Here is a 23,357-nt window from a genome sequence, read left to right as displayed (position 1 = left end):
TCCTATCCTGTGCGAAACACGCGACGCGACGCGCCGCGCGTTGCGACCCGACACAGGAGCATCGATGCCGAATCACGCTGAAGCCACGACGACCCAGGCGCCGCAAGTCGCGCCTGTTGCCCCGACCCCCGCGTCCGGCCCCGCCTTCATCGCGCCCGAAGCCGATCCGCAGGCACTGGCACGCAACAACCAGTACGTCCTGAAATCCGGCGACGCGTTCGTGGTCAGCGATGCGCTCGGCGACATCGGCGGTCACGACGACGGCCTGTTCGTCGACGACATGCGCGTGCTGTCGAAGTGGCGCCTGACCTTCGGCGGCCGCGCGCCGTCGCTGCTGTCGGGCGCGACGAGCGCCGACAACGCGTCGTTCACCGCACACCTGACGAACCGTCCGCTGCCGCCGCTGGGCGGCCACGAAACGCCCGAGGGCGTGATCCACATCGAGCGGATGCGCGTGCTCGCGGGCGACGTGCTTTACGAAGCGCTGACGCTGACGAACTACGGCGCGAGCGAAGCCGAGGTGCCGCTGTCGCTGTCGTTCGCGGCCGATTTCAAGGACATGTTCGAAGTCCGCGGCACGCAGCGCCCGAAGCGCGGCACCGTGGCGGCGCCGCGCGTCGACGCGGGCGCGGTGCGGCTGCGCTATGACGGCCTCGACAGCGTCGAGCGCAACGTGACCGTGCATTTCTCGCCGGCGCCCGATGCGCTGTCGGTCGATCGTGCCGACTACACGCTGACGATCGCCGCGCAGGCCTGCGTGTCGATCTACCTGACCGTCGACGCGACGCTCGGCCCCGCGCATGCGGAAGGGCCGGGATGCGGCCGCGTCGCGCTGCGCACCGCGCTCGTCGGCGTGCATCGCGAGATGCGCGCGCGGCGCGAATCGATGGCGCGCGTGAACACCGGCAATCCGCTGTTCGACGCGTGGCTCGACCGCTCGCTCGCGGATCTCGGGCTGCTCACGACGCAGCTCGACACGGGGCCGTACCCGTATGCGGGCATTCCGTGGTTCTCGACGCCGTTCGGCCGCGACGCGGTGATCACGTCGCTGCAGATGCTGTGGCTGCAGCCGTCGCTCGCGCGCGGCGTGCTGCGGTTCCTGGCCGAGCACCAGGCGCGCGAGACTTCCGCATTCCGCGACGCGGAGCCCGGCAAGATCATGCACGAGTTCCGCCGCAGCGAGATGGCCGCGACGGGTGAGGTGCCGTTCGCGCTGTACTACGGCGGGGTCGATACGACGCCGCTGTTCATCGTGCTCGCGGGCGCGTACGTCGAACGCACCGGCGACGATGCGCTGATCGACGAGCTGTGGCCCGCGCTCGAGCGCGCCGCGCAATGGGTGATCGACAAGTGCGACCGCAATCCTTACGGACTGCTCGATTATCAGCGCACGTCGGAGCGGGGCCTCGCGAACCAGGGCTGGAAGGACAGCCACGATTCGGTGTTCCACGCGGACGGTCGCTTCCCGGACGGCCCGATCGCGCTCGTCGAAGTGCAGGCGTATGCGTGCGCGGCGCTCGATGCGATGTCGATGTGCTCGCACCGGCGTGGCCACGCGATCGACGCCACGCGCTACGCACTGCGCGCGAAGACGCTGCGCGAGCAGGTCGACGCGCTGTTCTGGATGCCGGAAGGCGATTTCTACGGCATCGCGCTCGATGGTCATGGCGACCTGTGCCGCGTGTTCGCGTCGAACGCGGGGCACCTGCTCGCATTCGGGCTGCCCGACGCCGAGCGCGGCGCGGCGGTCGCCGCGGTGCTCGGCTCGACACTGTTCCAGACGGGTTGGGGCATCCGCACGCTCGCGGCCGGCCAGCCGCGCTTCAACCCGATGGCGTATCACAACGGCTCGGTGTGGCCGCACGACAATGCGCTGATCGCGCGCGGGCTGGCGCGCTACGGCGACAAGACAGCCGCGGTGAACCTGCTGCGCGCGCTGTTCGAGGCGGCGGTGAGCTTCGAGATGCGCCTGCCCGAGCTGTTCTGCGGGTTCCCGCGCCGGCGCGGCGAACCGCCGACCGCGTATCCGGTGGCCTGCCTGCCGCAGGCGTGGGCGGCCGGTGCGCCGTTCATGATGCTGCAGGCCTGCCTCGGCGTGAGCATCGACGCATCGCGCCACGAGGTGCGCGTCGAGCGCCCGACGCTGCCGGAAGGTGTCGACTGGCTGCGGATCGACGCGCTGCGCGTCGGTGACGAAACCGTGTCGCTCACGTTCCGCCGTGTCGACGGGCAGGTCGTCGCGGCGGCGGAGCAGCCGGGCCGCGTGAAGGTGGTCGCGGTGCTGTAGCACGGCGCTGCGCGAACGTTGCGCGATGTCGCGCCACGTTCGCGTGCAGCGGCATAGAATCGTGACATGACCCTTGAACGATGGCGGAGGTAGACGATGACGACCGACAACCGGCCCGACGACAGCGAGCACAAGCTCGAGAATCTGGAAGCGGCGGTCGACCACCTGCACAAGTCGATCGAATCGCAGAGCATCGCGGTCGGCGCGGCGAAAGGCATCCTGTTCAGCCTGATCGAAACGCTCGGCGCGCTGATCGGCGATCCCGACCTGCCCGAGCACGCGCGCTCGGGTTACGAGGCGCTGCGCGACAAGGCGAGCGAATTGCGCGGCGGGCTCGACCGGCATTGATGCCCGGATGGCCTCGGCCCCGGCGCTTGCCGCACGGGCAGCGCCGGGGCTGCCCGATTCTGTAGACGAAGCACAAAACCCCGTGCGCTCAATGAGTTAGGTGGCCGGTGCGCAGGATATCCACAAGCTTGCCAACACAATCTGTGGAGAACCGTTCGACCCCGAGCCGGGTGCGGCGCGGGCCGTGCGAAGGCGCCGGTGCTGCCACAGGGTTGACCTCGCAAGGTCCGTGAATCGAATCCTCTTTTGTATCAGGGTGTTACGCGCCGCATTGGAAGGATATCCACAGGCTTGCCAACATATTCTGTGGACAACTCGCAATCGATTGCGTCGCGACAGTTGCGGATCGGCCCGTCCGGGGCCGGCTCGAGAAGCCCGCGAACAGTGGCTGCCCGATGTCTGCGTCGGCACGCTAATTCGTGCGCGATCAAGGGCTTAGGCACCGGGTACCCAGGATATCCACATCCTTGCCAACACTTTCTGTGGACAAGCCGGGCCGTGTCACTCGGCCTGCGCCGTGGCGGCCGCCTCGGCCACGATCCAGTCGCGAAAGAGCGTCATCGCCGGCGTGAGCGGTTTCGACTTCAACGAGGTGAGCCAGTAACCGCCGGCGCGCACGTCGATGTCGAGCGGCCGCACGAGGAGGCCGAGCTGCAGTTCGCGCGCGAACATGCACGCCGGCGCGAGCGCGACGCCCGCACCCTGCATCGCAGCCTCGACCATCAGCCGCGACGAATCGAACACGGGCCCGTTGACCGCCCACGGCGCGAGCTGCGCGGCGTCGAACCAGCCGTGCCATTCGTCGGTGCGGTACGAGCGCAGCAGCGTTTCGTTCGCGAGATCGGCCGGTTGCGCGAGGCGCCGCGCGATGTCCGGCGCGCACAGCGCGGTGAGCGGCGCGTCGAGCAGACGCTCGTTGCGCGTGGTCGGCCAGTTGCCTTCCCCGAAGCGAATCGCGAAGTCGAGGCCCTCGGCGGCCAGGTCGACGACGTTGTTGTTGGTCCGCATCCGCAGCTCGACGAACGGGTGGGTATCGCCGAACTGCTTCAAGCGCGGCATTAGCCAGCCTAGGGCAAAGGTGCCGACGACGCCGAGCGTCAGTACCTCGTGGAAGCGCCCGCCGTCGAACTGCTTGAGCACGGTCTCGATGCGGCTGAACGCGTCGCTGAGCACCGGCAGCAGCGCGCGCCCCTCGTCGGTGAGCCCGAGGCCGCGCGGCAGCCGTGTGAACAGCGTGCAGCCGAGACGCTCCTCGAGCGAACGCACCTGCTGGCTGACCGCGGCCTGGGTCACGCTCAGCTCGAGGCCGGCGCGGGTGAAGTTCAGGTGGCGCGCGGACGATTCGAACGCGCGCAGCGCATTGAGCGGAAGATGAGGGCGGAGCTTGGTCATAAGAATTTCTTTGGTCAGCGCTCAATTATCTTTGCTTGTCAGGCAACCGTAAAGTCTCGATAGTGCTGTCTCGCCGGCCGGGCGTGTTCAACACCTTTTCGCTCACATTCCACCACGAGACAACCGACATGACCTACTCATCGAAACGTCGAACCCTGTTGCTGGCCGCTGCGACGGCGCCGCTTGCGTTGACCGTTGCCGCGTGCGCGTCGCGGCAGGCCGCGGCGCCGGACGACGCAACTGCCGCAGCCGCGGCTGCGGCGGCGGCCGTGATGCCCGCTGCCGCCGCGCAGATGCTGGCCGAGCTCGAACGCAGCGCGGGCGGCCGCCTCGGCGTATGCGCGATCGACATCGCGACCGGCCGGCGCGCGGAACATCGCGCGGAAGAGCGCTTCCCGTTCTGCAGCACGTTCAAGGCGATGCTGAGCGCGGCGGTGCTGGCGCAGAGCGTCGATCGACCGGCGTTGCTGCAACAGCGCGTGACGTACACCAAGGCCGATCTCGTCAACTATTCGCCGGTGTCGGGGAAGCATGTCGACGACGGCATGACGGTCGCCGCGCTGTGCGAGGCCGCGATCCAGTACAGCGACAACTCGGCCGCGAACCTGCTGATGAAGCTGCTCGGCGGCCCGTCGGCGGTGACGGCTTACGCGCGCTCGATCGGCGACGACGCGTTCCGGCTCGATCGATGGGAGACCGAACTGAATACCGCGCTGCCGGGCGACCCGCGCGACACGACGACGCCGGCCGCGATGGCCGCGAGCATGCGCGTGCTGATGCTCGGCGATGCGTTGCCGGCCGCGCAGCGTGCGCAGCTCGTCACGTGGATGCGCGGCAACAAGGTCGGCGACAAGCGGCTCCGTGCGGGCGTGCCGGCCGGGTGGACGGTCGGCGACAAGACGGGCACCGGCGACTACGGGACGACCAACGACGCGGGTGTCATGTGGTCGCCGTCGGGTGCGCCGATCGCGCTGGCCGTGTACTACACGCAGACGCGTGCCGATGCGCGCGCGAAGGACGACGTGATTGCGTCGGTCGCACGCATCGTGGTCCGGGCATTCGGTTGAGGCGGACGGCGCGACGTGCGTGACGCGATCCGCGTGCATGCCGTGCCGCAACCGTGACCCGCGTGATCAAACGTTGTGCGATCAACGACTTAGGTCACGCATGCTCAGGATATCCACATGCTTGCCAACAAAATTTGTGGACAAGCCCGCGCGCGGCCGCATCGGGCGCGGCGCGGGCCGCCGTGCCGCGTTTGAGGCGGCGCGGACAAAGTCTTACGGATCAAGCGCTTGGCCTTGGTATGCGCAGGCTATCCACACGCTTGCCAACACAATCTGTGGACAAGCCGGTTCGCTCGCGCGGAAGGTGCCCGTCACGTGTCGAACGGGCGTGCGAGCGGCACTTTCCCGGCCGCCGTGCCGCATTTGAAGCGGCGCGGACAAAGTCTTACGGATCAAGCGCTTGGTCGCGGTATGCGCAGGCTATCCACATGCTTGCCAACAAAATCTGTGGACAAGCCTGGCGGCCGCGAGGGCGACGATCAGGGCTGCCGATCGTCGACGGTGGGCCAGCGCGCGAACGCGAACACCCACAACATGATGAAGTTCAGGACCGGGACGAACATCGTCAGGATCCACCAGCCCGAATGCCCGGTGCGCCGAACGATGCGGACGTACGGATAGATGACGACGGCGACCAGCACGAGTGAGACGACCAGCTGCCACGCGGTGAAGTGTTCCATGGTCTTCCTCGGAGAGAGGTGTCGTGGTGCGGCGCCGGCGGAATGGCCGGCCCGTTGAGCCGTCGTGCAAAGCCGATGATGCGCGGCCGCGTGCGGCTCGCGAGATCTTGACGCGTGGCGGGCGCGAGCGTCAAGGCGACGGTGATGCGCTGCTTTTGCGCGGGATCGTGCGCTTGCGCGCAGGCCCGGGCCGTCGGGTGCCGCAACCGTGACGCCGAGCATGAACCGTAGCCCGATCAACGGGTTAGCGCAGGCTTGCGCAGGATATCCACAAGCTTGCCAACAAAATCTGTGGGTAAGTGGCGCCGCGCGTGGCCGTGGCGTCGTGACGCGAAGTGCGGCGAAGCGGTGTGTATGACGAGGTCGCACGGGCTTCGTCTGCATCACGCGTGCCAACGTCCATCGGATCAAGGGTTTAGCGCTGCGGTGCGCAGGATATCCACAAACTTGCCAACAAAAACTGTGGGTAACTTTGGGTTCATCGCGGACTAGGGGGGGGCGGCGCGGATCTTCAGGAAGAAGTATTCCTCGGCGCGGTACCCATAAACCTGACACTTGATGACCTTGATGGTGTTGTTGATGCCTTCGACGACGTTGGTATTGACCGGGTGGCGGCAACGAGCCACGATGCCGTGCCAATAGCCCAGCAAGCGCCGGGCGAACTTTTTGCAGGGCAGCGATTCCGTTTTGCTGGGCCTGTTCGATCTACTGTTCTCAGGCCTTTTCCGCCCAGGCTGGCTTGCGATAGAACCAGAGCCGGTTGAGTTCGTCGCGCAGAACATAGACGCGTAACAGCAGCTGATTGGCGGCCAGCAACTCCTTGAGGTGCACGGCCTGTTTCGGCTTCAAATTGTGGCGGTTGCGCAGCAATAGCCAGCGGCTGGATTTCAGAACCTTCCGGGCCGGCTTGTCATGTCGGAGTTGGTTGGCTCGATCTATCCGTACGCGGTCGATCACTTCGCGCCCGTACTTGGCCACAACGCGGTACAGATAGAAGACGATTTCCGCTCGTGGGCACTCTTCCCTGATCTCCAACTCATAGGCCGTGGTCATGTCGATCGCGACCGCTTCGGTGCGCTCGGCGACGCCCTCGGGAAGTTGCTCGGAAAAGGCGCGGGCCGTTTTTTTTCGAGCGTCCCTGACCGACCCAGAGCATCTGCCGGCCGATCGGATCAATCACCACTGCGGCGTAGCGATGACCCTTGTGCAGCGCGACTTCGTCCATTGCCCGATAACGGATCGTTGACCAGTCCGGCTCGGCCATGGGTTCTCTGGCGGCAGTCAGCGCATTGCGACGGTCTGCCGGAGCCAGTGACGACGGCATGCACGATCCGTGACCGTTCACGGTATCGATCAGCGTTCCCTCGATTTTTCCCACCCAGATGGGATCGCTTCTTGTCTAAAAAATACAGGATTCCTATTGATGATAAATATATGTTTTATCTATATGTTGATCTGTTTCGTGATGTGCCGAGTATCACTTGTAAGTGATGTATCCATAGGGGTCGTATTGGCGTGTCATGAATCAAAGTACTTCGGCTAGCCGTAAACAATTTCCATGACTAACTATCTAAATTTAAACGAGTTGACGCATGACGTGTTCAATGGTGATGTAACGGGTTGGAAAAGAGCGTAACTTATTATGGCGGGCTATTTATGGCGGAAGCCGATCGAATAACGAGATATCTGACAGGGCGGCAGTTGGCTCATCTCAAGTTAATGCCGCGCAAGCCGCAGCAGGCTGACAGGGAAACAGGCAAGCCGAAGTCCGCACCCGATGCGTCGGTTGTGTCGTGGGAAGTGCATGAGGAAATCTGCGAACCGTACCGCATCAAGGCCGTGATTACGACGCGGGAGCCGGTAAGCAGAAAGAGGGTGCTCGGGCAGTTCGCGGAATTCTCGATCCATCCCGAGGATGGGCGCGAACTGCGCAAGTTCAACGGCTACGTGTCGCGCTTCGATCTGGTATCGGAGTCGCGTGACGGTTGTACTTACCACGTCGTGATCCGGCAGCGGCTTGCCCTTCTCGATGGCCCGAGCAACTGCGTCACGTACCAGCGGATGACATCGTGGGAGATCATCAAGGCAATCCTTGAACGCCACGAAATCCGCTTCTGGATGCAGATCGAACTTCGCTTGCGGCGTGAGCATCCGAAACATGATTTCCGTTTCCAGTACAACATGGGCGATTGGGCCTATATCAGACTGGAAATGGAACAGGCTGGCCTATTCTGTTTCACGACGACCGGCGAGTACGGCGAAGTGCTGGTCATTGCCGATGACATCGACGGCTACGAACGGCCCTACGTTACCGTGCCGGATCGTCCCACGGCCGGGTTGTCAACGTTCGAGGAATCCGTCTTTTCCTTCAAGGTACGTACCTGCACCGTGCCGGAATCCTTTGTCGTTGCGGACTACAACCCGGAAAACGCCTGGGAGGTTCTTCGTGACGAAAGCGAGCCGTCATGGGACGACCCGACGATGATCGGCACGCCCTACGTGTGGGGCACGCATCACGAAGACGCCCAGGGCGCGAAGCGCGAGGCACAGTTGCGGCTTGAGGCTGCGCTTGCGCATCAGGTCCGGTACAAGGTCAAGTCGACTGTCCTTGCGCTCAGGCCGGGCCGTATCGTGCGTTCGGACCGGGAGCTTGAAGATACGAAGTCGGGCATGTTCGTCACAAAGGTCGTGCACATTGGGGCGCGCGACGCGAGCTACATGAACCGCTTCACTGCCATTCCGGCTGAACGGCCTTATCGCATGATTGTCGATGAAAGCCGGTGGCCCCGGATACATGGCACACTTGGTGCAACGATCTGCTCTCCTGATAAATACAAATTTGCCTACCTCACTGCCAAGGGGGAGTACATTGCGCGTTTCCATTGCGACTTTGGCAACTGGCCCAAAGGCGCGGAGAGCGTCCCTTTGCGCCTTGTAAAGCCCTTCTCGGGCAAGAACAACACGGGCATGCACATGCCCGCGCTGGACGGGGATGAAGCGCTCGTGGGTTTCCGCGAAGGGAATCCGAACAAGCCAATCCTCGTGGGCTTCGCTCCGAACAACGAGCGTCCCGACCTCATCAATTCGTCACGGCGGCGTATGTCACGTAACGAAATCCGCACGCAGTCGGGTAACAAGCTGTGGATGGACGACTTTGACAACCAGGAAGGAATCGAACTCAGCACCGAGCACTCGGGCCGCTCGCAGCTCAACCTCGGTTTCATCCCGGACGGTGAACTGAAAGAGCGCGGTGCGGGTGCGGAGCTGAAGACTTCGGGTCACGCCGTCACCCGTGGTGGGGCTGGTGCGATGCTGACGGCCTACAACCAGGGCGGCGGCAGCGGCAAGGTGCTCGCCATGGACGAGACGGATGCGCAATTGGCGGATCACCAGGTGTTCGTCAAGTCACTTGCGGATTCTGCCGCAGCGTCGAAGGCATCGCCCGCCGATCTGGATGCGCAGCAGGCGATCCGTGATGGCCTGAAGGAATTGAAGAAGCCCGGCGTCCTGGTCACGGGGCCGGGGCCGGTCGGTGTTGTTTCAGCGGACGGGATGCACCTTGCCGCAGACGGCCCTATCATCGGCACCGCAAAGAAAGGAGTGCATTTCAGTACGCTCAGGCGCTTCACCGCCGCAGCGGGAGACGTGCTGTCGATGTTTGCGCAGAAGGGCATGAGCCTCATTGCGTCGGCGGGTGATTTCGTCGCGCAGGCGCAGCGTGGCCGCATGCAACTCGCGTCGCAGGAGGACATGTCCGTCGAGTCGGTCAACGGCGTGGTTCACGTGAAGGCCGCAAAGGAAATCATCCTGAACGTGAGCGGCACCTACGTGAAGATCAACGGGGGCGGCGTCGAGATCGGTTCGCGCGGCAGCGTGCTGTACCGCACGGCTGGTGTGAAGGGGGCCGGGCCTGCACAGATGGACCTGTGCGGCGCGGCGTTCGCTCCTGCGTTCGTGCCGTACACGACAGCGTGTGAAGTTTGGCGTACTAACCCGGCCTTCGTTCCTTCCCCCGCACCTGCGCCTGAACCGAGCCCGTCGCAGTGGGCGTCGCTGGGTAACACAGGAGCAGTGCCGCCCGCGCCGTCGCCTGATGGAGGGGTGGCCGCGCCGTCACCGCTTAGCGACTTTTTCTCGCGTAAATCCACCGATGCTCTGCCACCAGGCGCGTCTGCGTATTCGCCGTTTGACGGAAAGCCTTCGAACGTGGATTCAGAAATGCCTAGGGCCAAGGTCACACTGAATAGCCCCGGCGATCAGCAAGCTGTCGTTGCACCTGATCCCATCAAGCTGGCGAACGCCGTTCCCTGCGACTGGAAAATCACAGACCTCAAAGCGGATGTCAGCCAGCATGTCGAGAGCAAGCCATATTGGGGGATGCTGAATAATCGGACCAAGTGGATTGACCCCAATACCAAAACACAGTATAGAGGGGGAGGTTCGAGAGGTTCGAATTATGAATTTTCATACAGCGAAGAGGACAAGTCGATTACCTGCACGGTTCGCGCAATACTGATTCCGATGGACCTGTTTCCCGTCGATCTGAAAGGAGCACGTGACACGTCGGTGCCTGCAGCCAAAGCGACGGTTCCATACGAGTTCTCTGCCCACTCGACGATGATGCCAGGAATGGTGAGGCAGGGCGTGAAAATGGATTATCGCCATGAGGTTGGGTCAAAATTTGATGTCAGGGCGCTAAAAAGCCGTATCGAGGCTGTACTAAATCAGGGCGGTTACAAGTTGATCCTGGACGGTTGTTCCAAGGGGGCGGCTTGTGGATGCCGGGTGAAAGTTAAATTCAAGGTCGATTTTCGTGTATCGATCAAGGGAGCGCCGATTAACGGATTCAATCCGCATGTATCGTTGAAGCTGTTTCCATTCGTGCTTCGGGCAGATACAGGGGCGTGGGGAGAGAAGCACAAGTGGAAGGATAAGAATCATGTTTTACATGATTACCCTGATGCAAATGTTGAGGCGCATGAGTGTGGACATTATTTTAACTTTCCCGATGAATATTACGATCAAGGTGGCTGGCTTCACGAAGCCTATATCAAGGATGAGCAGATAGATTTTTCGCTGGTCGACGCGAAGGCTGGCGCAATGGTTTGGCAAGGGCATTCTCAAACCGATGCAACTTACGTTGGTGCAAATGTTATGGGTGATGGTGCTAATGCCGCATTGCAGGATGACCGTGTTACGGCGGCTATCAAGCCATATTATCTGGAGTACGTGCGGAGGCAGTTTTCGCTCGCAACGAACAAGTTGTGGAGGGTTGGTTATGACTCTTAATTCACCGATTAAAGGGTTGTGGAATGTAGTCGTCTGCTTGTCTTTGGTTGGAAGTTGCGCGCATGCGGAAAATATAAATATAGGAAATAGAGTGATGCAATTTAGCTACACGACAAATGGTGCTAGGGATGGCAGCATCAACAAATATGGAAACAATGAAATATCTGTTTCCGGAGATGTGCTCCGGGTGCAGATTGGGGATTCTGATGGAAACAGAAATATCAGCGGTGTTGGAATATATGAGATGAAACTGTTAAACCAGAATCTGGATGATGCTAGGAGTCTTTTGGGATTGCTTTGTTCTGAGAAGGACGAAAAAAGCGCTGTTACGCTGCCTGATCTTTACATTGCGAAGTGTGGCGGAGTGATGCGGAGTAGTTATATGACAGATTTCAGCCACCCTGTTGCGATCAAGATTGGTGATCTGGTAGACAAGCTTACCAATGCAGGGGTTCAGAACGGGAAGAGGCTTGTGAAGCTCGATATTTCGCTGGATTCGATCGATCGTGAAAAGGATGGATTTATGGTCTCGTTCAGGTTTATCAATAGCGGAGACCACCCGATCAGGTTCAAGACGCCCGATAGATGGAATACCAGAATGGGGCGAGATATGGATATTCTGGGTGTAAACGGCTATCGCGTCGGCAGTCCTGGAAATGTTGATGATCAGCTTGGGCTTGCATTGGCTGGGCAATTGCTTTCCGATTCGAAACAATTTTCAGATGGGGAAATCAATCTCGCGCCGCATAGTTTTGTATTGCTGAAGATGAAAACTAATTCTATTGGTAAATTTCTTGCTGGTGCATACGACTTGAATATTGGCGTATTCATGAATATAGAGGTTGTCGGAATTCAGTCCAGCTTGTTGCGCGTCGATTTCCACTCGGACTACAAGAACCCCACCCGCATCACGTTCGACCGCGACTATCCTTCGACCCCCGAGGAGCGCGAGCAGTGGGAGGCGACGCAACGCGCCGAAATGTCGTTCCAGCCGGTAAAGCCTGGCGAGACGTTCGCAAAGGATGGCTTGTACCGTGCAGCGGGGCTGGGTTTCAGTAGCCGCCAGCGCAGCCTTCAGGTCCGGCCGTTCAAGGCTGGGGACGTTGCCACCACCGAAGACGTGAAGATGCCGATGGAGAATGGGAACGGCGTCCACATCAATGGGCCGGTGCAGTGGATGTGGGAAGCCACCGCACCGACACCGGTCAAGCAATGGTCGTTCGACATGATCGAGGACACCCAGCAGTTCTGCGCGGCGGGTTCGATCTGTCCGCGCAGCGGGCGCTGGGTGGCCCGCATCATTGCGGGCTCGGATTTTCTGCGCCCGGAATACCGCCACGACCTGGCAAGCGTCGTTTCGCTGCGGCGCGGCCAGCCGATGCCGTTGATCAAGGATGCAGGCAACCGGGCCGACTGGGAATGGGTGGGCGCCTGAGATGCGCGCCCATGTCTATGAAGGCGACCGCACCACCGCGCAAGGGATCGTGGCCGATGGCATCGACGGCACCGGCTACAACGGACGCAGGATGGGCTATGTCGGCGCACCCGTATCCTGTCCCGCCTGCGGCACCACCGGCAGGATTGGCTGCAACGGCGAGCGCTTCGAACAGGACTGGTACGGCAAGGTGCCCGCGCTGGAGGATGACTTCTGCCTGTGCGCCTGCAATCCGAAACCCCGGTTGCTTGCCTCGCAGCACGAATGGACGGTTGACTGACAGGAGGCTGGATGAGTTTTCGCTGGAACCCGCAGTTCCCGTCCGAACGGGCGACCTATGAGCCGCTACCCCTTTGGTTCTATCTCTTGCTGTACCTGATTGTCGAGGGTTCCGCCCTCGCCCTGGTGGTGCCTGGCCTGCCAAAGTACGGCTCCATCCCCTGGGACAGGGTCCTGCATTACGCGGTCGCGGTGCCGTTTTTCGGCTGGCTGGCACTGAGCTGTATCGTGTATTGGTTTGCGTATGACATCCCCGCGACGCAGGCCGCAGAACATAACTCGGCACGCTGGCACCAGATGACCGGCTGGCAACGGAAGAGCCGCTCCGGCATGGCGGTGCTCGACAGCACGATCCTCACGCCCGAGCCTGACCTGGCTGAGCGCATGCTGGCACTCGAAGGTGAGCCGCCCGAAAATCCCGGCAGGGTCATGGCGCTGGGAGAGATCGATGCTGCAGATGACGGCTCGCGTCTGAACAGTGTGCTGGATGCGCTGCTAACGCCAATGGCCGCACGGCTCGCGCAGGCGGCGAAAGGCGGATCGTTCGAGATCGTGATGCAGTGCGACTATGCGGCGCTGTCCCGTGAGGTTCTGACTGCTTGGGGCAGGCTAGAGCTACCGGGCAAGCCTGTCGTGCGGTGGCTCGATAACAGCCGCGAGGTTGGTTTTGCGGACACGTGGTTCGAGAGCAACGCCAGTTACTTGCCCTACCATTCGCAGGACACGACGCCAAAGTATCGTCTGGTTCTGGCATGGCGGTTGAACACAAGCGGGCCGGATACTGAGCTTAAGGACTCGGAAGCGGCGGTGGCGCTGCTGCTGGGGTCGCCTGCACTCATGTGCGAGAAGCCTGACCTGAAGCACCAGGCGTGGCTGCTGCGCCAGATTACCGGCGATGCCGACCGTGTGGAAGGATCGCTGGCGCTACTGCTTAAGGCAGGACAGGTGCCCGTCGAACGTATCCGCCACTTCTGGCACAGCCGGCTCAAGGGGCTGGCACAGCATGCGACCCTTGGCGCCGTCAGGGAGTCCGACCTGAAGGTGGACACGCACGCGCTCGATCTGGCTATCGGCCCGCAGGCCCCCGTGGCGCGCTGGGTGATTCAAGCGTTGGCCGCGAAGATGGCTCATTTCGGCCAGGGGCCACAGCTCATTGCGCTGCCCCACGAACAGGGTGTCGTGCTGAATCTCGTGGCAAGGGAACCGGATCCGGTGGATGTGCCGTGGAAGGATGAATACGGCTACAGGCCGATCTTGGGGCCTGAATTCGGCGCGCTCACGTCGTTGTGGATGGTCAGCATACTGCTGTCAGCGGACACGGGCTGGAGTTCGACAGACACGCTTGTTACGTGCGTCACCATCGTTTTGATGGTGGTGTTTTTCTTCATCCGTCATCCTGGACTTTTCTCACGGTTGGTGGAATCGACAGTGGACTTGGTGGCGAGCATTATTGGGTGACGGTGGAGAGAACTATATGCGGAAATATGCAGGGTATTCCGCGCAGATCGAATAATGTGTGCAGCCCCGATTCCCGCGTGCCCTTACGCCATGCAGATACCGGCCACGCCGACTTTCTGGAACAGGTGCGGGCTCGCGACGGCGGACGACTGATAGGCCGACAGCACACGGATCGCCGCATCCGGCCAGGCGCATTTGCCGCGCACGCCCGGCAAACCCTTTCCGATCAATGGCTTGGTGTCGTTAATGGACGGTTGTCCACAAGCTTGCCAACATAATCTGTGGAAAAGCCGTGCGTCGCGCGGCGTCAGGCCGGCAGCGGAAAGCGCACCGTGACGGTCAGCCCGCGTCCGCCGTGCGTCGTGCTGAGCGCGACCGTCGCGCGGTGCTGTTCGGCGATCCGCTTGACGATCGACAGCCCGAGCCCGCTGCCCGACGACGTGACGGCCTGCGCGCCTTCGCCGCGATAGAAGCGCTCCCATACGTCGGTGCGTTCGGCTTCCGGGATCCCGGGGCCGTCGTCGGCGACTTCGAGCACGGGCGTCGTGCCGTCGATCCGCGCGGACACATCGACGCGCGCACCGTCGCCCGCATAGCGGATCGCGTTGTCGACGAGGTTGTTCAGCAGCACGCGCAACGTGTCCGCGTTGCCCGACGTCATCACTGGCGTCGACACGATCGCGCCGAGATCGATCCGGTGCGCGTCGGCGACGCGCGTGCGATCCGATACCACCGATCGGCACAGCGCGGCGAGATCGACCGGGGCCGACGCGGAGGCGGCCGCCTGCGCGTCGGGCTCGAGACGCGCGAGCGTCAGCAACTGCTCGGCGAGGTGGCCGAGGCGCGTGGTGCCTGCATGGATCTGCGCGAGGATGTGCTCGCGTTCTTCGGCGGTCGCCGCGCGCCGCAGCAATTGCGACTGGATCGACAGCCCCATGATCGGCGTGCGCAGTTCGTGCGCAGCATCGGCGATGAAGTGGCGCTGCAGCGTGAACGAGCGGTCGAGGCGCGCGAGCAGGTCGTTGATCGCTTCGGCGAGCGGCCGGACTTCGTTCGGCATCGAGCCGACGTCGACCGGCTCGAGATTGTTCGCATTCCTGCGTTTCAGGCCGGATGCAATCGTGCGCAGCGGCCGCAACCCCGCGCCGATGCCGAACCACAGGCCGATCGCGAGCAGCGGCAGCATCGAGAACACGGGCCACAGCAGGTGCACGGCGATGCCGGCGATCGCTTCCCATCGGGCGTGCCGTGCCTGCGCGAGCCGGATCGTCGTGCCGCCGCGCTCGGTCACATAGGTGCGCCACGGCTGGCCGTCGACATCGACGCTCGCGATGCCTTTCTGCTCGGGCGGCGGCAGTTTCGAATCGCGGTCGGTCGAGTACACGAGCGTGCCGTTGCGCCAGACCTGCAGCAGCACCGCGTCGGGGTCGCTCGCTTCGAAGCCGTGCTTGCCGTTGGCGTGGTTGCTGAACGACAGCTCGCCGTTCGGGCCGACGACGATCTGCTTCGACATGCTGCGCATCTGGTCATCGAGCAGGTCGTCGAGTTCGCGCAGCGCGCCCCAGTAGGTGCCCGCGCTCGCGACGAGGCCGATCACACAGGCGGCCGGCATCAGCCACGTCAGCAGGCGCCGCCGCAGCGACGCGTTGCGCCAGCGCGCGATCGCGCGTTGGATGCGCGTCATGCGCCGTCACCGATCCGGTAGCCGACGCCGCGCACCGTGCGGATCGTGTCGTGGCCGAGCTTCTTGCGCAGGTTGTGGATATGCACCTGCACGGCGTTGCTCTCGATTTCCTCGCCCCAGCTGTACAGCCGTTCCTCGAACTGCTCGCGCGAAATCACCGCGCCCGGGTCGCGCATCAGCTCGTGCAGCAACACGAACTCCTTCGGCGACAGCGGCACTTCGTCGTCGTTGAGCCAGACGAGGTGCTTGACGGGGTCGAGCCGCAGCGGGCCGATCACGAGCGTCGTCTGCGCGCGGCCCGCATGGCGGCGGGTCACCGCGCGGATACGGGCGAGCAATTCATCGAGCTCGAACGGCTTGACGAGATAGTCGTCCGCGCCGCTGTCGAGGCCCGCGATGCGGTCGGGCACGCCGTCGCGCGCGGTGATGATGATCGCGGGGAGGGTTTCGTCGCGGCGGCGCAGCGCGGCGAGCACCGACAGGCCGTCGCGGTTCGGCAGCCCGAGATCGAGCAGCAGCAGGCCGTAGCCGGTCGCGCGCAGCGCGAGCGACGCGGCGTCGCCGTCCTTGACCCAGTCGACCGCGAAGCCTTCCTGCTTGAGGCCTTGTTCGAGCCCGCTGCCGATCAGCGGATCATCCTCGACGAGCAATACGCGCATGAATGGGTGTCTCTTCAACGGGGCGTCGTGGCGCCCGGGGTTCCCATGATAAGCGCCCGTGACTTAGGCGGACCTTAAATGCGGGCGGCACGCGGCGCGCCTTCGTACTCGTCCAATGCGGCACCGTGTCGCTTCGGCACACCCTTCAGGTTTGCTTAATCTTACGGTCCGTAATCTGGCGCCGTCGTGCTCAACGGGGCGCGGCGTCACATCGAAGAAGAGGACCACGATCATGAAACACCTGGCCAGAATCCTGACGGTTGCGCTCGCCACGCTGCCTGCCGCCGTCTACGCGCAATACACGGGGCCGTCCGCACTGACCACGACCACCGTGAAGGAGCTGCTCGCAAACGGCAAGGACGACCAGCACGTGCAGTTGCAGGGCCGCATCGTCAAGCATGTCGGCGGCGAGGATTACGAATTCGCCGATGCGACCGGCACGATCCGCGTCGAGATCGACCGCAAGCTGTGGGCGGCCGGCCAGCCCGTCAGCGACAAGAACGAAGTGAAGGTGACCGGCGAATTCGAGCGCAAATGGTCGGGCAGCGTGAAGGTCGACGCCGATCACGTCGAAGTGCTGCGCTGACCGGTGCGCGCGGGGCCGGTGATACCATGGACGACCGGTTCCCGTACCCACTAAGATGGCCGCCAATTTCGACGAACTCGCGTCCCGGATCCGGGCGCAATTTTCCGAGCTGAGCCCGCAATTCCAGGCGGGCGCCGCTTTCCTGCTCGATCATCCCGACGAAGTCGCCACCTCGTCGATGCGCAAGGTCGCCCAGCGCGCGCAGGTGCAGCCTGCGTCGCTCGTGCGGCTCGCGCAGCAATTCGGCTTCCCCGGCTGGAACGAGCTGCGCGACCTGTGCGTCGCGCGCGTGCGCACGCGCCCCGAGCCGCTCACGCAACGGGCGCGTTCGCTCGTGCGGCCCGACGCGAAGGCGTCGCTCGCGCACGACCTGCTCGCCGCGCAACAACACAACCTGTCGGCCACCGCCGCGCAGAACGAGCACACGCTCGTGGATGCCGCGAAACTGATCCGCAAGGCGTCGCACGTGCACGTCGCGGGGTTTCGGTCGTGTTATCCGGTCGCGTTCGGCTTCGTGTACGGCTACCGGCTGTTCCGTCCGAGCGTGTCGCTGCTCAATGGCGTCGCCGGTTCGCTCGAAATGGAGCTGCGCACGATCGCGAAGCAGAGCGTGACCGTCGTCGTCAGCTTCGCGCCGTATTCGCAGGAAGCGACCCGCGTCGCGCAGGCCGCGAAGGCGCAAGGCAGCCGGATCGTCGCGATCACCGACAGCGCGGTGTCGCCGATCGCACTGCACGCGGATGCGCAACTGATCTTCACGCACGACAGCCCGTCGTTCTTCCCGTCGCTGGTGGCCGCGCATGCGATGGCCGAAGCGCTGGTCGCGCAGTTGCTGGCGCTCGAAGGCAGCGACGCGATCGCCGCGCTCGAGCGCACGGAAGCGGAACTGCACGCGAAGGGCGCTTACGTCGTTTGACGCGGTTCGTGCGGCTTCAACCCTGCCTTCTTTTCGATTCAAGCGGATTCAACCGATGACGTTCACATACGAGGTGACGGACGCGGGCGATGCGAACGTTCGCAAGCAGATCGTCGCGCCGCTCGTCCGGTTCAATGCAAGCCAGGCCGGTCCGAACGACGCCCGTGCGCTGGCCGTGGTCGTGACCGACGGCGAGGGCGCGGTGGTGGGGGGCTTGTGGGGCAGCACGGCGTACGGCTGGCTGCATGTCGACCTGCTCGTGGTGCCCGAGGCCGCGCGCGGCCAGGGCGCGGGCACGCGCATCATGGATCTGGCCGAGGCGGAAGCCGTCGCGCGCGGCTGCCACAGCGCGTGGCTCGATACGTTCGACTTCCAGGCGCGGCCGTTCTACGAGAAACGCGGCTATGTCCGCTTCGGTGAGCTGCCGGATTATCCGGTCGGACACTCGCGCATTTTCCTGACGAAGAAGCTCGCTGCAGGCTGAGTGCCATCGCCGCTGCAAGGCGCGGCCCGGTTGACGCCGTCGTTGGCCGTCGCCTAGGATACCGGTCAGCGATGCAGGTCGCTTCCGGGTCCGCGGAAAGGGTTGAACCCACCTGTCGCAGCAAATTCAGCTTTCCCCCTGTCCTTTGTGCTGGCGGTATTGCGGACCTTCGGCCATTCACTGCACGAGGATTCGCATGAAAAAGCTGCCTCCCGGGGCCCATCCCGATCATCTGAAAAAGCAGGCCAAGGCATTGTTGCGCCTGTACCGGCAAGGTGACGCCGATGCCGTCGCGCGCTTTGTCCGGTTTCTCCCTGCCGCCGCGAACCGCACGCACGACGAAGCGCTCGCGCTCGGGCTTCGACTGCATGACGCGCAGTCCTGCATTGCGCGCGAGTACGGTTTCGCGTCATGGGCCGATCTCGGCGCGTTCGTCGAAACGCATGCGTTGGCGGGGCAACAGCGCGCGCAGCTGATCCGGCGCTGGCTTGACCTGGCGTACGGCGGCGACGTGACCGGCGGCTTCGACGCGGCCCGGCCGCGCGTCGCCGCGCAATTGCTGCTCGACCATCCGGATCTCGTTGCCGGCGATCCAACCGTTGCTTGCGCGGCCGGCGATCTCGACGCCGTGAAGGCGGCGCTGGCCGTCGATCCGGGCTGGGTCGCGCGTGCAGGCGGCGCGCTGAAGCTGCCGCCGTTGGTCGCCGTCACGCATTCGCGGCTCGGGCAGCTTCCCGAATTTGCCGCCAGGCTGCGCGCCTGCGCGCGTCTTCTGCTCGATGCCGGTGCCGATCCGAACCAGCGAATCGGCAACCGCTTTCCACCGGCTTCGCTCGCCGAACCGGACGAAGCGGGGCCGCTGTCGGCGCTGTACGGCGCAGCGGGCGTCAATCGCGATCCGGTGCTCACCGCGATGCTGCTGGAAGCCGGCGCCGATCCGAACGACGGCGAATCGCTGTATCACTCGGTGGAGAATCCGGCCTGCACGCGCGTGCTGCTCGAACACGGCGCGCGAGTGGGCGGGACGAATGCGTTGCGGCGCGCGCTCGACATGCACGACGCGGATGCGCTCGAACTGCTGCTCGCGCATGGCGGCGACCCGAACGAGCCGCCCGGACCGGGGCTGGCGCAGACCTGGGGCGCGCCGTTGTTGCGGGCGATCGGCGTTCGCTGCTCCGCGCGCCATGTCGCCGCGCTGCTGGCGGCCGGCGCCGATCCCGGCGCGCGAACCCCGACCGGCGTCAGTGCGTACCGGCTGGCGATGCAGGCCGGACTGTCCGACGTCGCGGCGTTGTTGCGTGCGGCCGGCGCGGAGGAGGCGCTCGACGCGGCGGACGCGTTCGTGGCGGCCTGCGCGCGCGCCGACGCCGACGATGCGCGGCGTATCCAGGCGCGCCATCCCGAACTGCCCGGCGCGCTGCCGGATGAACAGCTGCGGTTGTTGCCGGACGCCGCCGCATGGGGCTCGGGCGACGCGGTGAAGGTCATGGTCGAACTGGGCTGGCCGATCGCCGCGCGGGGCGGCGACTGGGACGCGAGCGCGCTGAATCACGCGGTGTTCCGAGGCGACGCGGGCTTGCTGGCGTTCCTGCTCGCGCACGGCGCGAATTGGCGCGACATGCACGGGTTCGGGAGCGACGCGCTCGGCACGTTGTCCTGGGCATCCGTCAACGAACCGGAGCATGTCGGCGCCGCCGACTGGGAGGCTTGCGCGCGGGTGCTGCTCGCGCACGGCGTGGCGCACGCCACGCGGGACCCGTCGAATCCGGACGACGTGCTGATCGACGGCCGCGCGATGCGATTCTCCGAAGCCGTCGCCGACGTGTTGCTCGGCATCGACGGCGGGCCGACCGCATCGATCTGAACGATCGTAGGCCGCTAATGGACCGCTAACGCGCCGGTGGGGGCGCCGGCCCGCTCGTTGCCGGCTGCCGGCGTGCAGTCGGCGCGCCAGGTTTTCCCAGTCGCGCGACGACATTTCGACGAACGCTGAAACGTCGCGTGCACGACCGGCGTAAGCTCGGTCGTCAACTTCCTTCCGGAGTCCGCGATGACCCGTTCCGACCTGCAAGCCCGTCAAGCCGAAGCCTTCCGCGCCCTGCATGCGCGCCCCGGCGCGTTCATCATCCCGAACCCGTGGGACGCCGGCACCGCGCGCCTGCTCGCGATGGCCGGCTTCGAGGCGCTCGCGACCACGAGTGCCGGCTATGCGTTCTCGAAAGGGCAGCCCGACAACGCGATCGACCGCGACGCGATGCTCGATCACATCGCCGAGATCGTCTCCGCGGGCGGTTTGCCCGTCAGCGCCGATCTGGAGAACGGCTTCGGCGACGCGCCCGCCACGGTGGCCGAAACGATCCGGCTCGCGGCCGAGGCCGGCGCGGTGGGCGGTTCGATCGAGGACGCGACGGGCCGCGCCGACGCGCCGATCTACGCGCGCGAAGCGGCGATCGAGCGCATCGCGGCGGCCGTCGACGCGGCACGCGCGCTGCCGTTTCCGTTCACGCTGACCGCGCGCTGCGAAAACTACCTGCATGGCCGCCACGACCTCGCCGACACGATCGCCCGGCTCGTCGCCTATCGCGACGCGGGCGCCGACGTGCTGTACGCGCCGGGCATCACCGATGCGGACGACATCGCGGCGGTGACGCAGGCCGTCGGCGCGCCCGTGAACGTCGTGATGGGGCTGCAGGGCGGATTGCTGAGCCTCGATGCGCTGGCGGCGCTCGGCGTGAAGCGCGTGAGCGTCGGCGGCGCGCTGGCGCGGGCCGCGCTCGGCGCCTTTCTGCGCGCGGCGAAGGAGATGGCTCAGGACGGCACGTTTACATTTACGCAAGCTGCCGTGCCCGGGCGCGATATCAACCGCTGGTTTGCCTCACCCGATAATTCGCCGGTTTTGTTCGGTGAATGAGCGTCGATAAAGCGTGGGATCGTTTCCAATCAAATGTTGATTGACAATAATCAACCGATTTCGCGTTCGAATTAAACGTCGGTGACGACGCAAAATACATCGTCTATTCTCCGCATTCCCGCCCGTTCGACCGGCGCCGGCGCACAAGCCGCGCCGGGTCGGGCGATCGGGTGAGCGCCGTGCGCGTCGATGCCGCGCATTGTTGCATTTCCCCGTTCAGTATGTTTTTGAACGCGGGAGTTGCCGGCTGATTTTTTGATTGATAATCTGCGGCACGTTCGAATGAACGGTTGGCAAGCCCCCGGGAATATCGATATATAAAAATGCTGAGAGAGCGATGACGAACCGAGAAAATCAACGCGTCAGGTTTCGCGTCGGCGATGTCGTGACGCTGAAGACGGGCGGCCCGCGCATGACCGTCACCTATGCCGGGCCGGTCGTATTCGACGACGGCGACTGGCTGATCTGCCAGTGGTTCGACGAAAACGGCGAATTCCGGCAGGAAATGTTCCCCCACGACACGGTGGTGCCCGAGCCGCGCGCGATTTCGGCCGGGCGCGTCCGCATGCGGATGCAGTCGCATCGCTACCGGTCGGCTGCCTGACGATCAGCTGTCTTCGCGATGCCGCCACGTCCGGTACCCGCGCCGCGACATTTCACGTCAGCCCGAAACATGCGGCAGTGCGCTACCCCGATACTGTCTGCATGAACCCGACCGATCCCATCGCAGCGGTCACGCACCGCGATCCCTATCCCTACTATGCGGCGCTCGTCGACGGGCCGCCGCTCGCGTTCGACACCACCCTCGGCCTGTGGGTCGCGAGCCGCGCGGCCGCCGTGACGGCCGTGCTCGGTCATCCGGCCTGCCGGGTTCGCCCGCTGGACGCCCCCGTGCCGCCCGCATTGCGCGGTACGACGGCCGGCGCGCTGTTCGGCGAGCTGGTGCGCATGAACGATGGTGTGTTGCGGCACGACGTGCCGAAGCAGGCGCTGCGCACGGCGTTCGCGCCGATCGACACGGCGGCGCTGCGCGACCGTGCCGCGCAGGTTGCCGCGCGGCGCTTGCCGGCGCCGGGCGATGCCGGCGCGCTGAACGCGTGGTGCATGACGGTGCCTGTTTGCGCGGTTGCCGATCTGCTCGGCTTCGACGAGACGCAGCTCGACGGTATCGCGGCGCAGGTCGTCGATTTCGTCGCCGCGCTGTCGCCGTTGTCGGATGCCGCGGCACTGGCCCGCGCGAGCGACGCGGCGCGAGCGCTGCTCGACCGGATGACGGAGCGCGTCGCACGGACCCGTGCGCACGACGGCACGCTCGTTGCCGCCGTCCAGCAGGCGGCCCGCGCGTCGGGCTGGCAGGCGAGCGGCGCGCTGGTCGCGAATCTCGTCGGGCTGCTGTCGCAGACCTGCGAGGCGACCGCCGCATGGCTCGGCAATACGCTGGTGGCGTGGCACGGGGAAGCGGGGGCGAACGCTGCGCGCGTCACGCCGGACGATGCCGCGCTCGACGCATTCGTCGGCGAAGTCGGGCGCTTCGATTCACCGGTGCAGAACACGCGCCGCTTCGTCGCATCGCGCACGACGATCGAAGGCGTGACCGTTGAAGCCGGCGATGCGATTCTCGTCGTGCTCGCCGCCGCGAACCGCGACCCGGCCGTGCATCGCGATCCGCAGAGGTTCATGCCTGGCCGCGCGGCCGGGCCGAATTTCGGCTTCGGCACGGGGCCGCATGGTTGCCCGGGCGAGCGGATCGCGCGGGCGGTGACGGCGGGGGCGTTCGGGGCGTGGCTGCGTGCGGGCGGCGTACCGCCGCACGACGGGCTGGCGTGGGACTACCGCGCGTCGACCAACGTCAGGATGCCGAAGTTCGACGCGGCACGGTGAA

18 protein-coding genes and 2 pseudogenes are annotated in these 23,357 nt (G+C 64.6%); 14 read left to right on the top strand and 6 right to left on the bottom strand.

What is annotated here, in order from left to right:
* Nucleotides 1-64 precede the first annotated feature (64 nt).
* Complete coding sequence (locus tag C5O79_RS19875; protein WP_046548393.1) at nt 65-2,287, top strand: amylo-alpha-1,6-glucosidase; 2,223 nt, start codon at nt 65-67, stop codon at nt 2,285-2,287.
* 96 nt (nt 2,288-2,383) lie between these two features.
* Nucleotides 2,384-2,635, top strand: coding sequence for a hypothetical protein (locus C5O79_RS19870; RefSeq protein WP_011354368.1), 252 nt, complete (start codon nt 2,384-2,386; stop codon nt 2,633-2,635).
* 501 nt (nt 2,636-3,136) lie between these two features.
* Here C5O79_RS19870 and penR read toward each other — a convergent pair.
* Nucleotides 3,137-4,027 carry a beta-lactamase transcriptional regulator PenR gene (penR, locus tag C5O79_RS19865; protein ID WP_046548392.1) on the bottom strand — a complete coding sequence of 297 codons (891 nt, stop codon included), beginning with the start codon at nt 4,025-4,027 and terminating at the stop codon, nt 3,137-3,139.
* Nucleotides 4,028-4,155: 128 nt separating this feature from the next.
* On the opposite strand from penR, the gene blaPEN-bcc reads away from it, so the two are divergent.
* Nucleotides 4,156-5,094, top strand: a complete 939-nt coding sequence (gene blaPEN-bcc / locus C5O79_RS19860) for a PEN family class A beta-lactamase, Bcc-type (RefSeq protein ID WP_122476470.1) — start codon at nt 4,156-4,158, stop codon at nt 5,092-5,094.
* 479 nt (nt 5,095-5,573) lie between these two features.
* On the opposite strand, the gene C5O79_RS19855 is transcribed toward blaPEN-bcc, so the two are convergent.
* Nucleotides 5,574-5,774, bottom strand: a complete 201-nt coding sequence (locus tag C5O79_RS19855; protein ID WP_046548390.1) for a membrane protein — start codon at nt 5,772-5,774, stop codon at nt 5,574-5,576.
* A 488-nt stretch (nt 5,775-6,262) separates the two neighbouring features.
* Nucleotides 6,263-7,038: pseudogene (locus C5O79_RS19850) on the bottom strand (ISL3 family transposase); the annotation flags it as partial.
* A 356-nt stretch (nt 7,039-7,394) separates the two neighbouring features.
* Here C5O79_RS19850 and C5O79_RS19845 point away from each other — a divergent pair.
* The 4 genes from C5O79_RS19845 to C5O79_RS19830 all read left to right on the top strand — a co-directional run bounded on the left by C5O79_RS19845 (nt 7,395) and on the right by C5O79_RS19830 (nt 14,235).
* Nucleotides 7,395-11,063, top strand: a complete 3,669-nt coding sequence (locus C5O79_RS19845; RefSeq protein ID WP_131931578.1) for a type VI secretion system Vgr family protein — start codon at nt 7,395-7,397, stop codon at nt 11,061-11,063.
* A 94-nt stretch (nt 11,064-11,157) separates the two neighbouring features.
* A complete protein-coding gene (locus C5O79_RS19840; protein ID WP_236862340.1) occupies nt 11,158-12,498 on the top strand; it encodes a hypothetical protein in 1,341 nt (446 codons plus the stop codon).
* 1 nt (nt 12,499) lies between these two features.
* The gene (locus tag C5O79_RS19835) at nt 12,500-12,778 is read left to right on the top strand and encodes a PAAR domain-containing protein (protein ID WP_122477499.1); all 279 of its coding nucleotides are present in this window, start codon (nt 12,500-12,502) and stop codon (nt 12,776-12,778) included.
* Between the two features lie 11 nt (nt 12,779-12,789).
* Nucleotides 12,790-14,235, top strand: a complete 1,446-nt coding sequence (locus C5O79_RS19830; RefSeq protein WP_122476463.1) for a hypothetical protein — start codon at nt 12,790-12,792, stop codon at nt 14,233-14,235.
* Between the two features lie 83 nt (nt 14,236-14,318).
* On the opposite strand, the pseudogene C5O79_RS38950 reads toward C5O79_RS19830, so the two are convergent.
* The 3 genes and pseudogenes from C5O79_RS38950 to C5O79_RS19815 all read right to left on the bottom strand — a co-directional run.
* Nucleotides 14,319-14,405, bottom strand: a pseudogene (locus C5O79_RS38950) (antibiotic biosynthesis monooxygenase); the annotation flags it as partial.
* Nucleotides 14,406-14,542: 137 nt separating this feature from the next.
* A complete protein-coding gene (locus tag C5O79_RS19820; protein WP_047849606.1) occupies nt 14,543-15,919 on the bottom strand; it encodes an ATP-binding protein in 1,377 nt (458 codons plus the stop codon).
* On the bottom strand, nt 15,916-16,578 hold the full coding sequence (locus tag C5O79_RS19815; protein WP_039366547.1) for a response regulator: 663 nt from the start codon (nt 16,576-16,578) through the stop codon (nt 15,916-15,918). Before C5O79_RS19815 ends, C5O79_RS19820 begins: the two co-directional genes overlap by 4 nt.
* A 232-nt stretch (nt 16,579-16,810) precedes the next feature.
* Between C5O79_RS19815 and C5O79_RS19810 the strand changes: the two genes are divergently transcribed.
* The 7 genes from C5O79_RS19810 to C5O79_RS19780 all read left to right on the top strand — a co-directional run bounded on the left by C5O79_RS19810 (nt 16,811) and on the right by C5O79_RS19780 (nt 23,356).
* Nucleotides 16,811-17,164: a NirD/YgiW/YdeI family stress tolerance protein gene (locus tag C5O79_RS19810; protein ID WP_089475311.1), complete on the top strand. Its 354-nt coding sequence runs from the start codon at nt 16,811-16,813 to the stop codon at nt 17,162-17,164.
* A 55-nt stretch (nt 17,165-17,219) separates the two neighbouring features.
* Nucleotides 17,220-18,080 carry a MurR/RpiR family transcriptional regulator gene (locus C5O79_RS19805; protein ID WP_039366551.1) on the top strand — a complete coding sequence of 287 codons (861 nt, stop codon included), beginning with the start codon at nt 17,220-17,222 and terminating at the stop codon, nt 18,078-18,080.
* Between the two features lie 55 nt (nt 18,081-18,135).
* Entirely contained in the window at nt 18,136-18,564 is a 429-nt protein-coding gene (locus tag C5O79_RS19800) for a GNAT family N-acetyltransferase (RefSeq protein WP_122476461.1), read from the top strand.
* Nucleotides 18,565-18,760: 196 nt separating this feature from the next.
* Nucleotides 18,761-20,428, top strand: a complete 1,668-nt coding sequence (locus tag C5O79_RS19795; RefSeq protein ID WP_122476459.1) for an ankyrin repeat domain-containing protein — start codon at nt 18,761-18,763, stop codon at nt 20,426-20,428.
* A 186-nt stretch (nt 20,429-20,614) separates the two neighbouring features.
* Nucleotides 20,615-21,475, top strand: coding sequence for an isocitrate lyase/phosphoenolpyruvate mutase family protein (locus C5O79_RS19790; protein WP_039366556.1), 861 nt, complete (start codon nt 20,615-20,617; stop codon nt 21,473-21,475).
* A 337-nt stretch (nt 21,476-21,812) separates the two neighbouring features.
* A complete protein-coding gene (locus tag C5O79_RS19785) occupies nt 21,813-22,079 on the top strand; it encodes a YodC family protein (RefSeq protein ID WP_011354382.1) in 267 nt (88 codons plus the stop codon).
* A gap of 101 nt (nt 22,080-22,180) precedes the next feature.
* Entirely contained in the window at nt 22,181-23,356 is a 1,176-nt protein-coding gene (locus tag C5O79_RS19780; RefSeq protein WP_122477497.1) for a cytochrome P450, read from the top strand.
* Nucleotide 23,357 lies beyond the last annotated feature (1 nt).

It is taken from the genome of Burkholderia sp. SRS-25 (assembly GCF_004343765.1).
Classification (GTDB): Bacteria; Pseudomonadota; Gammaproteobacteria; order Burkholderiales; family Burkholderiaceae; genus Burkholderia; species Burkholderia contaminans.
Note: the sequence above shows the minus strand (reverse complement) of the source record. Positions and strands in the feature narration are given on the sequence as shown.